Below are 15,435 nucleotides of genomic sequence, written 5' to 3'. Positions count from 1 at the left end.
CTGGGGTTGTAGGACGTCTCACATGGAGTTACCAAGGATTAGGGTAGGCGAAGAGGTCTGGAAAGGCCCGCTAAAAGAGGTAAAAGCCCTGTAACCGAAATTCTAATCCCTCCGAGACGGATCCTGAGTAGTGCGGGGCACGTGAAACCCCGTATGAATCCGGCAGGACCATCTGCCAAGGCTAAATACTCCCTAGTGACCGATAGTGAAGCAGTACCGTGAGGGAAAGGTGAAAAGCACCCCGGAAGGGGAGTGAAATAGATCCTGAAACCGTGTGCTTACAAGAAGTCAGAGTCCTCTATATGGATGATGGCGTGCCTTTTGTAGAATGAACCGGCGAGTTACGTTTGCAAGCAAGGTTAAGTCGAGAAGACGGAGCCGCAGCGAAAGCGAGTCTGAATAGGGCGAATTAGTTTGTAGGCGTAGACCCGAAACCGTGTGATCTACCCCTGTCCAGGGTGAAGGTGCGGTAACACGCACTGGAGGCCCGAACCCACGTACGTTGAAAAGTGCGGGGATGAGGTGGGGGTAGCGGAGAAATTCCAATCGAACTCGGAGATAGCTGGTTCTCCCCGAAATAGCTTTAGGGCTAGCCTCGGAAAGAAGAGTCGTGGAGGTAGAGCACTGATTGGGTGCGGGGCCCGCCAAGGGTTACCAAGCTCAGTCAAACTCCGAATGCCATAGACTTATTATCCGGGAGTCAGACAGTGAGTGCTAAGATCCATTGTCAAAAGGGAAACAGCCCAGACCATCAGCTAAGGTCCCCAAGTGTGTGTTAAGTGGGAAAGGATGTGGAGTTGCACAGACAACCAGGATGTTGGCTTAGAAGCAGCCACCATTTAAAGAGTGCGTAATAGCTCACTGGTCGAGTGACTCTGCGCCGAAAATGTAACGGGGCTAAACACACCACCGAAGCTATGGCTTGATACTTATGTATCAGGGGTAGGGGAGCGTTGTATGCGGATTGAAGTTGGACCGGAAGGACTGGTGGACTGCATACAAGTGAGAATGCCGGTATGAGTAACGAAAAGATCAGTGAGAATCTGATCCGCCGAAAGCCCAAGGTTTCCTGAGGAAGGTTCGTCCGCTCAGGGTAAGTCGGGACCTAAGGTGAGGCCGAAAGGCGTAATCGAAGGACAACAGGTTGAAATTCCTGTACCACCGTAAGCCGTTATGAGCAATGGGGTGACGCAGGAGGGTAGTGACGCGAGCTGATGGATGCTCGTCCAAGCAGTGAGGCTGATGTGTAGGCAAATCCGCACATCGATAAGGCTGGGCTGTGATGGGGAGGGAAAATTTATAGTACCGAAGGTCATGATCTCACACTGCCAAGAAAAGCCTCTAGCCAGGTGAAGGTGCCCGTACCGCAAACCGACACAGGTAGGCGAGAAGAGAATTCTAAGGCGCGCGGAAGAACTCTCGTTAAGGAACTCGGCAAAATGACCCCGTAACTTAGGGAGAAGGGGTGCCCCGGTAGTGTGAATAGCACGAGGGGGCCGCAGTGAAAAGGCCCAAGCGACTGTTTAGCAAAAACACAGGTCTGTGCGAAGCCGCAAGGCGAAGTATACGGGCTGACGCCTGCCCGGTGCTGGAAGGTTAAGGGGAGTGGTTAGGGACTCGTCCCGAAGCTATGAACCGAAGCCCCAGTAAACGGCGGCCGTAACTATAACGGTCCTAAGGTAGCGAAATTCCTTGTCAGGTAAATTCTGACCCGCACGAATGGCGTAACGACTTGGGCGCTGTCTCAACGAGAGATCCGGTGAAATTTTAATACCTGTGAAGATGCAGGTTACCCGCGACAAGACGGAAAGACCCCATGGAGCTTTACTGCAGCTTGATATTGGACTTTGATACGATTTGTACAGGATAGGTGGGAGCCTAGGAAGCCGGAGCGCCAGCTTCGGTGGAGGCGCCGTTGGGATACCACCCTGATCGTGTCGGAGTTCTAACCTAGTACCGTGATCCGGTGCGGGGACAGTGTCAGGCGGGCAGTTTGACTGGGGCGGTCGCCTCCTAAAGAGTAACGGAGGCGCCCCAAGGTTCCCTCAGAATGGTTGGAAATCATTCGAAGAGTGCAAAGGCAAAAGGGAGCTTGACTGCGAGACTGACAAGTCGAGCAGGGACGAAAGTCGGGCTTAGTGATCCGGTGGTACCGCATGGAAGGGCCATCGCTCAACGGATAAAAGCTACCCTGGGGATAACAGGCTTATCTCCCCCAAGAGTCCACATCGACGGGGAGGTTTGGCACCTCGATGTCGGCTCATCGCATCCTGGGGCTGAAGTAGGTCCCAAGGGTTGGGCTGTTCGCCCATTAAAGCGGTACGCGAGCTGGGTTCAGAACGTCGTGAGACAGTTCGGTCCCTATCTGTCGTGGGCGTAGGAAATTTGAGAGGAGCTGTCCTTAGTACGAGAGGACCGGGATGGACGCACCGCTGGTGCACCAGTTGTTCCGCCAGGAGCATAGCTGGGTAGCTAAGTGCGGAAGGGATAAGCGCTGAAAGCATCTAAGCGTGAAGCCCCCCTCAAGATGAGATTTCCCAATTAGTAAGACCCCTTGAAGACGACGAGGTTGATAGGCCTGAGGTGGAAGTGCAGCAATGTATGGAGCTGACAGGTACTAATCGGTCGAGGGCTTATCCAAAAATCTAAAATGCAAATGAGTTTCGTATCCAGTTTTCAAGGATTAACCTTGAACGTTTGGTGGCGATGGCGGAGGGGTTCCACACGTACCCATCCCGAACACGACCGTTAAGCCCTCTAGCGCCGATGGTACTTGGACCGAAGGGTCCTGGGAGAGTAGGAGGCCGCCAAGCAATGTTCCCTGATAGCTCAGTTGGTAGAGCACTCGACTGTTAATCGAGTTGTCACAGGTTCGAGTCCTGTTCGGGGAGCCATTAGCTCTCATAGCTCAGTAGGTAGAGTGCATCCATGGTAAGGATGAGGTCACCGGTTCGATCCCGGTTGAGAGCTCCACGTATTTAGGCCCGTTGGTCAAGGGGTTAAGACACCTCCCTTTCACGGAGGTAACAGGGGTTCGAATCCCCTACGGGTCACCATTTTTATTAAATGTTTACATATGGAGGCTTAGCTCAGCTGGGAGAGCATCTGCCTTACAAGCAGAGGGTCAGCGGTTCGATCCCGTTAGCCTCCACCATATGAATTATTGGGGATTAGCCAAGCGGTAAGGCAACGGACTTTGACTCCGTCACTCATAGGTTCGAATCCTATATCCCCAGCCATTTTATGAGCCATTAGCTCAGTTGGTAGAGCACCTGACTTTTAATCAGGGTGTCGAAGGTTCGAGTCCTTCATGGCTCACCAGTATACTCTTTCTTTAGAGTATATAGTGTGATTGTGCGCGTGTGGCGGAATGGCAGACGCACCAGACTTAGGATCTGGCGTTTCACGACGTGGGGGTTCAAGTCCCTTCACGCGCACCATACTTGCGGACGTGGCTCAGCGGTAGAGCATCGCCTTGCCAAGGCGAGGGTCGCGGGTTCGATTCCCGTCGTCCGCTCCATTTGCGCCCTTAGCTCAGCTGGATAGAGCGTTTGACTACGAATCAAAAGGTCAGGAGTTCGAATCTCTTAGGGCGCGCCATTTCAATTAAATAACAGCATTTTTCACGGGATGTAGCTCAGCTTGGTAGAGCACCTGGTTTGGGACCAGGGGGTCGCATGTTCGAATCGTGTCATCCCGACCATCATTTTGCGGGTGTAGTTCAATGGTAGAACTCCAGCCTTCCAAGCTGGTAGCGTGGGTTCGATTCCCATCACCCGCTCCATAAATAGCAGCAACATCATCAGCTCGATGATGTTTTTTGTTATAGATGTAGGATTTATATTCTATATCGCAAGAAGCTCTACCGTCGAATCGTGGTTGCTCTTTCTTTGAACAGTTTGGGATGGCGAGCTTAGGTATAATCTTCAAATTTTTAAAGCGTTCAACTTATGGTTCTTAGCTTCCTTGAGAAGGCATTTCTATACCTTCTGATTTTACCGCTTTACAGTATTATCGGAGCGATGCGTACTCTTGCTCGTGCTGATTTACCTTATTTAACCGTGTCGGATGTTGAATTCTTTACAAATAAAGTGAAGATTTTCAGAGAAGTTTATTGTATTATATTAGGAAGGCTTTAGAAAGACGGAATAGGGATGAAATGGGGGAGAAATATGACTGAAATAGCGGTAACCGCCGGCAAGAGTAATTCGAACAATCTACTAAGGCGAGATATCCGATTCCTCGGAAATATTCTGGGAGAAGTCCTCGTGCATCAAGGCGGCAATGAGCTTCTGGATATTGTCGAGAAAATCAGAGAGACGAGTAAGTCCTTGCGGGCGGTTTTCATACCGGATCTGCATGAAGAGTTTAAACAATTGATAAGCTCTCTTGAACCCGAGATTCGTCACCAAGTAATCCGTGCATTTGCTATTTATTTTCAGTTGGTCAACATCGCTGAACAGAATCATCGGATTCGTCGCAAACGGGATTATGAGCGTTCAGCTGGTGAGGCGGTGCAGCGCGGTTCTATTGAGGCTTCCGTTAAAGAGTTGAAGGAACATGGATTCACCTATTATGAAGCGCAGGAGATCATGGAGGGAATGTCTCTGGAGCTCGTCATGACTGCACATCCTACTGAGGCTAAGCGTCGGGCTATCCTAGATATTCACAAGCGGATTGCTGATGATGTAATGCAGCTTGACAATCCTACGCTTACATTCCGTGAAAGGGAACAATTGAGAGAGAAGCTTCTGAATGAAGTCATTACGCTCTGGCAGACTGACGAATTGAGAGACCGCAAACCAACGGTACTCGATGAGGTCAGAAATGGAATGTATTATTTCCACGAGACGCTGTTCCATGTGCTTCCCGATGTATATCAGGAATTGGAACGCTGCTTGAGCAAATACTATCCGGAGCATCACTGGCATGTGCCCAAATATTTGCGTTTTGGTTCTTGGATCGGTGGAGACCGAGACGGGAATCCTTCAGTAACTGCTGAAGTGACTTGGCAGACTCTGAAAATGCAGCGCAAGATGGCCGTTAGGGAGTATCAGCTTGCCCTTGCCGGGATGTTCAAGCATCTAAGCTTTAGTACGTCGATTGTTGACGTGACGGATGAATTAATGGCTTCGATTCAGAAGGATCGGCTCCAGGTTACCCTCCAGAAGACGCCAGAATGGCACAATGAGAAGGAACCGTATCGTATTAAATTATCCTATATGACAGAGAAGCTCCATAATGTTCTTGATGAATCCAAGGATGGGACCTCGGAACGTTATGAGAACGCTCGAGAGCTTATCGCTGATCTAAAAATTATAGACCGCAGTCTGCGACATCATTATGCAGATTATGTGGCGCAGACGCATCTTAGCCAAATGATCCGTCAGGTAGAGCTATTTGGCTTCCATACGGCCACGCTGGACATTCGTCAGCATAGCCAGGAGCACGAGAAAGCTATGACCGAAATCTTGGCCAAGATGAATATTACAAGCAATTATGCGGAGCTGAAGGAAGAGGAGAAGCTGGTGCTGCTTGAGCAGCTGTTGAATGATCCTCGGCCCCTGACTTCACCGTATCAGGAATATAGTGAGAGCACGACAGAGTGTCTCGATGTGTACCGTACGATCTTCAAAGCGCAGAAGGAATTTGGAACCCAGTGTATCACCAGCTATCTGATAAGTATGACGGAAGCAGGCAGCGATATCCTGGAAGTGATGGTCTTCGCCAAAGAAGTGGGTCTGTTCTACAAAGATCCGGATGGCACAGTCGTATGTACACTCCAATCCGTTCCACTCTTCGAGACGATTGATGATTTGCATGCAGCCCCGGCTATCATGAACCGCTTATTCGAGATGCCGATCTATCGCCAGTCTGTGGCAGCAATGAATGATCTTCAAGAGATCATGCTTGGTTACTCGGATAGTAATAAGGATGGCGGCGTTGTTACAGCAAACTGGGAGCTGCGTGTAGCGATGAAGCAAATCACTGCAACGGGCAAAAAATATGGCGTGAAGCTCAAATATTTCCATGGACGCGGCGGAGCGCTTGGACGTGGCGGAATGCCGCTTAACCGTAGTATTCTGGTGCAGCCGCCTGAGACGATTGGTGGAGGCATCAAGATTACAGAGCAAGGCGAGGTAATCTCCTCCCGTTATTCTCTCAAGGGAATTGCTTACCGTAGTCTGGAACAAGCTACTTCGGCGTTAATTAAAGCAGCTATTAACGCGAAGCTGTATGATGAGAATAATCAGCAGGAAGAGGAATGGGATGAGATCATTGCTGGCATCTCGGAGACTTCCTTGACTAAATATCAGGATCTCGTATTCCGCGATCCGGACTTCTTGAAATTCTTCAAAGAATCTACGCCGCTTGGCGAAGTGGGCGAACTGAATATCGGTTCTAGACCGTCGAAGCGTAAGAATAGTGATCGCTTTGAGGATCTGCGCGCTATTCCATGGGTATTCGCCTGGACTCAGAGCCGCTATCTATTCCCGGCATGGTACGCTGCGGGAACAAGCCTGTATAACTTCTATCAAGACGATGAGAAGAAGCTGCAAGTTTTGCAGGATATGTATCACAACTCGACCTTCTTCCGTTCCTTGATCGATACACTGCAACTTGCAATTATCAAAGCGGACCTGGTTATTGCCAAAGAGTATAGCGGAATGTGCAGTGATCAGGAAGTAAAAGATCGCGTCTTTGGTAAGATCGAACAGGAATTCAATCTGACCAAGGAAATGGTCCTGAAAATTACTGGGCTGCCTGAAATCCTTGATGATGCGCCAGCGCTTCAGGAATCGATTCGCCAGCGGAATCCTTACGTAGATCCGCTTAGCTATTTGCAGGTACAATTATTGACTGAATTGCGTGCTGCTCGTGAACAAAATCGGGATGACGCACTATTGCTTCGTGAAGTACTGCTTACGATTAACGGAATCGCAGCTGGCCTTCGCAATACGGGCTGATACTAGGTTTAATGTTTCTAATTCAAGCCGGATTCCTCCTAATATGATGGGAGAGTCCGGCTTGTTTCTTTTATATGTGAGATCGTATTAACCCGATGAACTTGATAGAGACTTATTTCTAATATATAAAGTCCCTGGAATCGAGCTAATTCTATTGCTTTTTACAAGCACTTGAATTAACATTTGAATGAAGTACCGGCGATGAACGGGATTTTTCCTGGATTGCTAGATCGGGGAGAAAGCCGGACAGGCATAAGGCTTTGATGGAGCCCGTCCATGGATCTGGAGGAAATTATTGTGGTTGATCATTTTGATACGAGGTTGGTCAAGCTGGCGCGTAAAGGCGACCAGGGTGCATTTGCAGAACTCGTTGACTTATACAAAGATAAAATATTTCATTTGGCATATCGGATGTTGTCTAATCGGCATGAAGCTGAAGATATTGTACAGGAGACGTTCCTACGTGTGTACAAGAATTTCAACCGATACGACGAGAAACAGAAGTTCTCGACTTGGATTTACCGCATTGCGACGAATCTGTGTATAGACCGTCTGCGTAAGCGCAAGCCTAATTACTATCTTGATGCAGGTATGAATGATCAAGAGGGTGTGGATGGCTATGCGCTAATTCCTGGCGATGAGCGGACGCCGGAATCGGAATATCTCTTGTCAGAGACGCAAGCGATGATTCATCAGGCGATTGAAGGTCTACCTGCCAAGTATAAGTCTGTTATCGTTCTAAGATATTTGCAGGAATTGTCGCTTCAAGAAATTGGGGACGTTCTGGACATGCCGGTAACGACGGTCAAGACCAGGGTCCACCGGGGGCGTGAATTTTTGCGTAAGAAGCTGGAACATAAGGCGGTCTTTTAAGGATTATATAATAATTTAATTCATTTTGTTTTTTGAAACGTTATTCGCTCCGCAACGTAATGTATGTTAGGACGACTACTTCCATACTGCGTATGGTTTTTCCATAGTATTGATATTGAAAGGAATGGCTGATATGGATTGCAAACATGCCTCCACTTTAATGCATGATTATTTCGACGGAGATCTTACGCATGAGCAGGCCGTGGAGCTTAAGGGGCATCTGAATGCTTGTCCCGCATGCAGTACTCGGTTCCAGCAACTGGAACAGACGGAAATGACGTTGTTCGCGACATTGAGGCATGATCGTATCTCTGCTCCAGATGCGTTAGTAAGCCGAATCATGAATGAGATTCCAAGACAGCACAAGCAGCAGCTATGGCTTCAGGTCATTAAGAGACATCCGGCCTTAACGGCGGCAGCTATTTTCTTGGTAGTCATGCTGTTCAGTGCATTGTCTTTAATGAAGGCTGACAATCAACTAATTGTCAAGGTAGGGGATCTGGATCAGGTAGTCATTAACGGGAATGTCGTTACTGTACCTGAGGGCGCCACTATCACAGGGAATCTTACGGTAGAGAACGGTAAAGCTGAAATTCTGGGAAATGTCGAAGGGAATGTGACCGTAGTCGATGGCTCTTATTATCAAGCTTCGACCGCGCATATTTCAGGCAAGGTCAAGAGTATCGATCAGGCTCTGGACTGGTTATGGTACAGAATCAGCAACACTTTTTCAGATGTCGCCTATAGGTAAGCAGGAAGTAACAAATAACGGTCTTGGCGCCCTCTTCTAGAAGAAGGCGTCTTTTATTTTTAACGATTAGAGAAAAATTCCTATTATTGTGGATGAACCTATTTTCTTCAAACTTGCATCTGGCTCAGGAACGTTATAACCTAGAGTTTAGGGAAATAATTAAATTCACAGATACAATAAGGTTGATTAATACATTGCTGTATATCTGAGCAGACTTATAAGATATACATAAGCGTCTTCTAGTCAGTCAGATGGCTTGAATTAGAAGAATAACCGGGGGTTACACCATGGATTATTTTGCGAATATGGGTTGGCAGGACTGGATCAAGGATATCGTTGATATTCTGATCGTTACTTATATCATTTATCATTTGATTTTGCTCGTACGTGGGACAAGGGCCATCCAATTGCTGAAGGGTCTACTTGTCTTGGTTCTGATCTGGGCGGTTAGTACTTGGTTCGATTTATACACACTGAAATGGTTAATGAACCAGATGTTCACGTTCGGTGTTGTTGCGATCTTCATCATCTTCCAACCAGAGCTGAGACGAGCCCTGGAGCAGCTTGGACGAGGGAAGTTGTTCAATCGGGGCATTGCAGATGAGGAAGAGTTCGCCCGTGAGCTTAGCGAGATTATTAAAGCGCTGAATTATTTATCACGTAGAAAAATAGGGGCATTAATTGTCTTTGAACGAAATACAGGAATTAACGAGTATACAGAGTCGGGTATTCCGATTCAATCGGTCATCACCTCACAATTGTTGATCAACATCTTCATTCCGAATACTCCACTCCATGATGGTGCGGTTATTATTCAAGAGCATAAGATTACGGCCGCGGCCTGTTATTTGCCGTTATCCGAGAACCCATTCATCAGCAAAGAGCTGGGGACGCGTCACCGTGCCGCGATCGGTATTAGTGAGGTAGGTGACGCAGTATCGATCGTCGTCTCGGAGGAGACGGGTCAAATCTCACTGGCTATCGATGGACAGGTAGTAAGGGATATTAAGGAAGAATCTTTGATCTCCAAATTGTATGAAGAGCTTGGCCCGGACTCTAGCCCGAATGACAAGCGTAAGTCCTTCTGGCGTACGAAGGAGGCTGGCAAGAAGAATGGATAAATGGTTGAGTCATAACAATATTGTGAAAATCATTGCACTTGTCTTCAGTATTATTCTGTGGGCTATGGTGCATATCGATAGTGGAACGACAATCGTCACGACTACACCGGATCTAAAGCCCAAGGCTATTAATAATGTTAATATCCAAGTGACGGGCTTTGATACCGATAGGTATGTTCTATATGATTTGAATCCAGACAAAGTAAGGTTGGAGGTAAAGGGGAGAAAAACCGATCTTACGACTAACTTCTCTAACTATAAAGTAAAATTGAACTTGAAGGACGTCGGACCAGGTACATTTACCTTGCCATTGACGACTGAATTACCTCCGGGTGTGCAGGCTGTCTCCATAGATCCAGCTTATGTAAAAGTCACGATTGAAGAGAAGCGAACGAAGGAAATACCTGTATCAATCATCACTAAAGGTGTTCCAGAGAAAGGCTTTGAAGTCGGAACTCCGATCTCGACATTGGAAATGGTGAAGGTCACTCTGCCGGAGAGCGAGATCGATGATCTGCAGAAGGTTCAGGGGATCGTTGATATAACTGGACTGAATGATTCTCTCAAAGGAAAATCCGTGAAGCTAGTAGCCTATGACAAACAGGGTGAAGTGATGAGAAACGCGGAGATTTCCCCGGAATCCGTCGATGTCGATATCCCTTTTAATAAGACGTATAAGAATATTCCATTGGAGGTGCGCCAATCAGGGCAGCTTCCGGAGGGGTATGTACTGGCTGGTGTCGATACAGATGTGAAAGGGGTTGTCGTATACGGGCCAAAAGAGGCTATGGAGAAGATTACGGCTTATCCAGTCACCGTTAATTTGAATAATTATAATGGTAACCCAGAAACGAAATATACGGTGAACTTGACTCCGCCTGAAGGATTTGAGAAAATCGAGCCTAGTTCTGTGCAAGTGACGATCAAGGTTGAGTCGGCTTCACAGAAGGTAATCGATAATATACCGATCTCGCTAACTAATCTGGGCGCAAATCTCACAGCTAGATTCATACAGCCCTCTGACAAGAAGCTCTCTCTGACGGTCATGGGTACGAGTGAGCAGCTTAGTGGACTGAAAGTGAAGGACATCACACTTGAGGCTGACTTATCTAAAATGGGCGCGGGTATACATTCCGTGCCCTTAAAGGTAACGTTGCCGAATTATGTGAAATTGGTAGAATCGGGAACAGCGCTTGAGATCGAAGTGGAGTTGACAGAGAAAGATTCGCATCCGGCTACGACAGATCCTGAAGGGCCGCCAAGTCATAATACGGATGGGACCGATACGGGACCGTCGAATGGTACAGGGGATAGCGGAGCTACAGAATCGAACATAGGGAATAACAGTGAAAGCGATAGTGGGGGTTAATTATAGGCTTCACAAATTACTAGAGGAGTGAAAATCATGGGGAAGTATTTTGGAACGGATGGAGTAAGAGGAATAGCAAATCAGGAACTCACAGCTGAATTAGCATATCGAATTGGCCGCTGTGGCGGGTATGTACTGACAGGCCAGGCAGCTAAGCCGAAGGTAGTTATAGGTATGGATACGCGGATCTCCGGCGTTATGCTGGAATCGGCTCTGGTCGCCGGTCTGTTGTCGATTGGTGCGGATGTCGTTCGGCTCGGCGTAGTCACTACACCAGCGGTTGCTCTATTAACTCGGATGCTCGAGGCGGATGCAGGGGTTATGATCTCAGCATCGCATAATCCGGTAGAGGACAACGGGATCAAGTTCTTTGGTAGCGACGGCTTCAAGCTGTTGGATGAGACGGAACTGAAGATTGAGGAACTCTTGGATAAAGAGACAGATGAGCTTCCTCGTCCTATCGGCGACGGGCTCGGTTCGGTTACGGTGGATTATGATTCCAAGCTAAAATATTTGGAGCACTTGAAGAAGACGATTAGCCACTCCTTTGAAGGCTTGAAGGTTGTTCTTGATTGTGCGAATGGTGCAGCCTATGAGCTAGCTCCAAGACTGTTCAGAGAGCTTGGCGCTGAGGTCCATACAATTGGTGCCGAACCGAACGGACTTAACATTAATGATCATTGCGGCTCGACGCATCCTGAGCTTTTGAAAGAAGAAGTTGTACGTCTTGGTGCCCATATTGGTCTGGCCTTTGACGGGGATGCCGATCGTCTGATTGCAATAGATGAGCATGGCGAGGAAGTAGACGGAGACTATATTCTCTGCATCTGCGGACATGCGATGAACCAGGCTGGCAAGCTGAAGGACGGTACAATCGTCTCGACGGTTATGAGTAATTTCGGGTTCTACAAGGCTATGAAGAAGCTGTCTCTGAATACGGAACAGACTGCGGTCGGCGACCGTTATGTTATGGCTGAGATGATCCGTGGGGGATATAATCTTGGCGGGGAGCAGTCCGGGCATGTTATTTTCCTCGATCATAATACGACTGGTGACGGTATTCTGACAGCCATTCAATTGGCAGACACACTGCTGGCTTCTGGTCAACCGCTAAGCGAGTTGAAGAAGGTGATGAAGAAGTATCCGCAGGTGCTTGTAAATGTCCGTGTACAGGATAAGAGCAAGTATGCAGGGAATGCCGCAATCGAGGAAGCTGTAGCGGCTGTAGAGCGCAAGCTTGGCGATAACGGCCGTGTCTTGGTACGTCCATCTGGAACGGAATCGTTGATCCGTGTTATGGCAGAAGGACCGGACAAAGAAGAAATCGAACAGTTAGTCGCGGAAATTGTGGCAGTAGTAGAGACGGAATTGGTATAATCTATTTTTATAATGAGTAAAGCCGCCAGGCAGTGATGTTAGAGTGCTGCTGAGGCGGCTTTGTTGCGTCATATGAAAGTCAGTAAGGTCATAATTTCGGATTTGCTCACAAATGCTCTATGGCCCTCTACAGTTGGTATATAGCCCTGTAATTGGAGGGGGGAGAGCTGGATAGTCACTCGGGAGAGCGATGAATGATTGCAAAATTGAACGCAGATGCATATAATAAGCATATTCAAGTATAGAGAGTGAGGATCGTGGGGTTACAAGCAATATAAGCGCCAGAGCTTGGTTTCGCGCGGGAAGAGATTTGGAGCGGTTGTCTGGGTGATGCTGCAAAGAATCTTGTACCGGCAAATGCAAGCTGACGAGGTGGGGGTGTTCGAAATATTCGGCGGGGACCTCCCGGTGTGGCATCACACCGTAACCGTAAAGGCAAAACGAATAGGCGACTGTTCCGACAAACCTTACGGATGGATGCAGGATAGTTTAATTTTCGATGAGTTAAACTCATGAGTGTACGCAAGAGATGGAGCGGAAGAATCCGCGGTGAACGGAGCAACAGTGGACATTCATGAAAAAAGAACGTTGGGCTGATGTGATTTTCATATTTTTCATATCGTAGAACCTGCATTTTGATAATTGAATAGTTCTGTCTCTGTATACCGCGCGGTTGGTCTTCCGCTTATTCTGCTTGCGATCATAACTGCAGAATTCGAACGGAGGATTATATAAATATGTGTGGTATTGTTGGATATATCGGGAAGAGAGACACGCAGTCGGTATTAATTGAGGGGCTTAAGAAGCTAGAGTATCGCGGATATGATTCCGCGGGCATCGCTGTGTATACGAACAAAGGGTTGAAGATTACCAAGGCGACTGGACGACTAGCCAATTTGGAGCACAAATTGGAGGATGCGCCATTGGTAGGTAGCGCTGGAATTGGACATACACGCTGGGCAACTCATGGCAAGCCGTCTGATGTGAACTCTCATCCTCATACGGATCACAGCAAGAAGTTCTCTGTGGTGCATAACGGGATCGTTGAGAACTATCTGGAACTCAAGGATGAGTTGATCAGCCAAGGCTATGAATTCGTCTCAGAGACGGATACTGAGGTGATCTCTCACCTGTTGGCACGTGAGTATAATGGTGATATCGTAGCGGCCGTTCAGAAGGCGATTAGTTATATGCGTGGCGCATTTGCGCTTGGAGTGCTGACGGAATATGAACCGGAGAAGTTGGTTGCTGTACGCCAAGCCAGTCCGCTTGTTATTGGGATTGGTGATGGTGAGAACTTCATTGGTTCTGATATCCCTGCGTTGCTGAACTATACGCGTAAAGTGTATATTCTGAACGACGGAGAGATGGCCGTATTGACTAAGGATGCTGTCGAATTGATGACCATTGAAGGGAATTTTATTTCTCGGGAAATGATAAATGTCGATTGGGATGCAGTCACTGCAGAAAAAGGCGGCTTTGCTCATTTCATGCTTAAGGAGATTCATGAGCAGCCTAAGGCATATCGTGACACGATGCTGGGCCGGATCGATGAGAGCGGACGCCGTATCATTCTGCCTGATCTGCATCTGACCGAGGATAAGATACGGTCGATTAACAACGTCCACGTCGTGGCGTGCGGAACTGCGTATCATGCTGGCCTTGTCGGGGGAGCCGTGATTGAGCGTCTCGTAAGAATTCCGGTAATGTACGACGTCGCTTCTGAGTATCGCTATCGTTCACCATTAATTACCCCAGAGACCTTGGTGATCGTTGTTAGCCAGTCCGGGGAGACTGCGGATACACTAGCTGCTTTGCGTGAAGCACAAGCGAATGGAGCTCATGTACTGGCGATCACGAACGTGGTGGGTAGCTCAATTGCCCGCGATGCGGATGATGTCATTAACACGCTCGCTGGTCCGGAGATTGCTGTTGCTTCGACCAAAGCATATACGTCGCAATTGATCGCTTTCTATCTATTCAGCTTGTATCTGGCTCAAGTTCGCGGTACCCAGACGGCTGACGAGATCGCTCATATCATCGCAGCAATGCATGCCTTGCCAGAACAAGTGGAGAGCATGCTTGCTAATGTCGATGCCATCAAGGCATATGCTGAGCACATCGCCAAGCACAAAGATTTGTTCTTCATCGGTCGTGGCTTGGATTATGCAGTGGCCATGGAAGGGTCGTTGAAGCTGAAGGAGATCTCCTACATTCATTCCGAGGCCTATGCTGCTGGCGAATTGAAGCATGGAACCTTGGCATTGATTGAAGAAGGCATTCCGGTGATTGCATTGGCTACGCAGGAATCCGTGTTGGAGAAGACCGTCAGCAACATTAAGGAAGTGAAAGCCCGTGGCGCCGATGTCCTGGCACTCACATATGAGGAGCATGTTGCTGGCCTCTTGAAATCCGTTGACCAGGCCTTCGCCATTCCGAAGACGCTGTCGATCCTCGCTCCGGCCTTGTCCGTCGTGCCATTGCAACTGCTCGCTTACTACGCTTCCCTTGCCAGAGGCAACGACGTAGATAAGCCGCGGAATTTGGCGAAGAGCGTGACGGTGGAGTAGAGGAGTAGTTAGAAGCTATGTAAATGTTGTAGCCAACAAATTCACCAGCAATTTAAACTCGTAACGAGCAATTAAAAGTCGTATTAGAGTCGAGCAGACCCAGGATTATTTCCTGACAACTGCTCGGCTTTCTTTTGTTTCAGGGGACGGGAGATTGGGGAGGCAGGATAATGTAGGGTTCTTCTCGAATGATATCTCAAGCTCCTCCCAAGCCTCTCTCCCTGTCTTTCCCCCTGTTTTCCCGATAAGACTTTAATTTGCTTAAGTTCTCGGACAGTTGAAGGGGAAGGGCGAGAAAAACCAGTTGGGGCAAGGGTTTGAGAGGGTTGGGATGGATTGGAAGTGGCGATACGACTTTATTTTCGCTACATATATGTTGTAGATTTGAAATAAAGTCGTACTGTTT

General features: G+C 48.1%; 8 protein-coding genes, 11 tRNA genes and 2 rRNA genes (1 of these 21 only partly in view). All 21 read left to right on the top strand.

All coding sequences use genetic code 11. The features are described 5' to 3' along the window. A 23S ribosomal RNA gene (locus tag EI981_RS25045) occupies positions 1–2,641 on the top strand (it extends 292 nt beyond the left edge of the window). A 55-nt stretch (positions 2,642–2,696) separates the two neighbouring features. Next, positions 2,697–2,813, top strand: a 5S ribosomal RNA gene (rrf, locus tag EI981_RS25040). Positions 2,814–2,818: 5 nt separating this feature from the next. Beyond that, positions 2,819–2,894: transfer RNA gene (locus tag EI981_RS25035), tRNA-Asn, on the top strand. A gap of 3 nt (positions 2,895–2,897) precedes the next feature. Then, positions 2,898–2,973: transfer RNA gene (locus EI981_RS25030), tRNA-Thr, on the top strand. A gap of 8 nt (positions 2,974–2,981) precedes the next feature. Continuing rightward, positions 2,982–3,056, top strand: a tRNA-Glu gene (locus EI981_RS25025). Between the two features lie 22 nt (positions 3,057–3,078). Next, positions 3,079–3,154 (top strand) — tRNA-Val (locus tag EI981_RS25020). Positions 3,155–3,164: 10 nt separating this feature from the next. Then, positions 3,165–3,239, top strand: a tRNA-Gln gene (locus EI981_RS25015). Positions 3,240–3,245: 6 nt separating this feature from the next. After that, positions 3,246–3,321 (top strand) — tRNA-Lys (locus EI981_RS25010). 35 nt (positions 3,322–3,356) lie between these two features. Beyond that, a tRNA-Leu gene (locus tag EI981_RS25005) sits at positions 3,357–3,440 on the top strand. Between the two features lie 5 nt (positions 3,441–3,445). Next, positions 3,446–3,520 (top strand) — tRNA-Gly (locus EI981_RS25000). Positions 3,521–3,523: 3 nt separating this feature from the next. Then, a tRNA-Arg gene (locus EI981_RS24995) sits at positions 3,524–3,600 on the top strand. 26 nt (positions 3,601–3,626) lie between these two features. Then, a tRNA-Pro gene (locus EI981_RS24990) sits at positions 3,627–3,703 on the top strand. Between the two features lie 7 nt (positions 3,704–3,710). Next, a tRNA-Gly gene (locus tag EI981_RS24985) sits at positions 3,711–3,784 on the top strand. Positions 3,785–4,172: 388 nt separating this feature from the next. Beyond that, positions 4,173–6,968, top strand: a complete 2,796-nt coding sequence (ppc, locus tag EI981_RS24980; protein ID WP_127002859.1) for a phosphoenolpyruvate carboxylase — start codon at positions 4,173–4,175, stop codon at positions 6,966–6,968. Between the two features lie 276 nt (positions 6,969–7,244). Continuing rightward, positions 7,245–7,841 carry an RNA polymerase sigma factor SigW gene (sigW, locus tag EI981_RS24975; RefSeq protein ID WP_068778529.1) on the top strand — a complete coding sequence of 199 codons (597 nt, stop codon included), beginning with the start codon at positions 7,245–7,247 and terminating at the stop codon, positions 7,839–7,841. Between the two features lie 133 nt (positions 7,842–7,974). Further along, the gene (locus EI981_RS24970; RefSeq protein WP_127002857.1) at positions 7,975–8,592 is read left to right on the top strand and encodes a zf-HC2 domain-containing protein; all 618 of its coding nucleotides are present in this window, start codon (positions 7,975–7,977) and stop codon (positions 8,590–8,592) included. Between the two features lie 287 nt (positions 8,593–8,879). Further along, a complete protein-coding gene (cdaA, locus tag EI981_RS24965; RefSeq protein WP_127002855.1) occupies positions 8,880–9,713 on the top strand; it encodes a diadenylate cyclase CdaA in 834 nt (277 codons plus the stop codon). After that, positions 9,706–11,082, top strand: a complete 1,377-nt coding sequence (locus EI981_RS24960; RefSeq protein ID WP_162616265.1) for a CdaR family protein — start codon at positions 9,706–9,708, stop codon at positions 11,080–11,082. Before cdaA ends, EI981_RS24960 begins: the two co-directional genes overlap by 8 nt. A gap of 36 nt (positions 11,083–11,118) precedes the next feature. Beyond that, positions 11,119–12,459: a phosphoglucosamine mutase gene (gene glmM, locus EI981_RS24955; protein ID WP_127002851.1), complete on the top strand. Its 1,341-nt coding sequence runs from the start codon at positions 11,119–11,121 to the stop codon at positions 12,457–12,459. Between the two features lie 330 nt (positions 12,460–12,789). Then, positions 12,790–12,975 (top strand): hypothetical protein, encoded by a 186-nt coding sequence (locus EI981_RS29830; RefSeq protein WP_227011587.1) that lies wholly within the window; start codon positions 12,790–12,792, stop codon positions 12,973–12,975. A gap of 221 nt (positions 12,976–13,196) precedes the next feature. Beyond that, complete coding sequence (glmS, locus tag EI981_RS24950; RefSeq protein ID WP_127002849.1) at positions 13,197–15,029, top strand: glutamine--fructose-6-phosphate transaminase (isomerizing); 1,833 nt, start codon at positions 13,197–13,199, stop codon at positions 15,027–15,029. Positions 15,030–15,435 lie beyond the last annotated feature (406 nt).

Source organism: Paenibacillus lutimineralis, assembly GCF_003991425.1.
In the GTDB taxonomy this organism is placed as follows: Bacteria; Bacillota; Bacilli; order Paenibacillales; family Paenibacillaceae; genus Fontibacillus; species Fontibacillus lutimineralis.
This window is presented reverse-complemented; position numbering and strand designations above follow the sequence as displayed.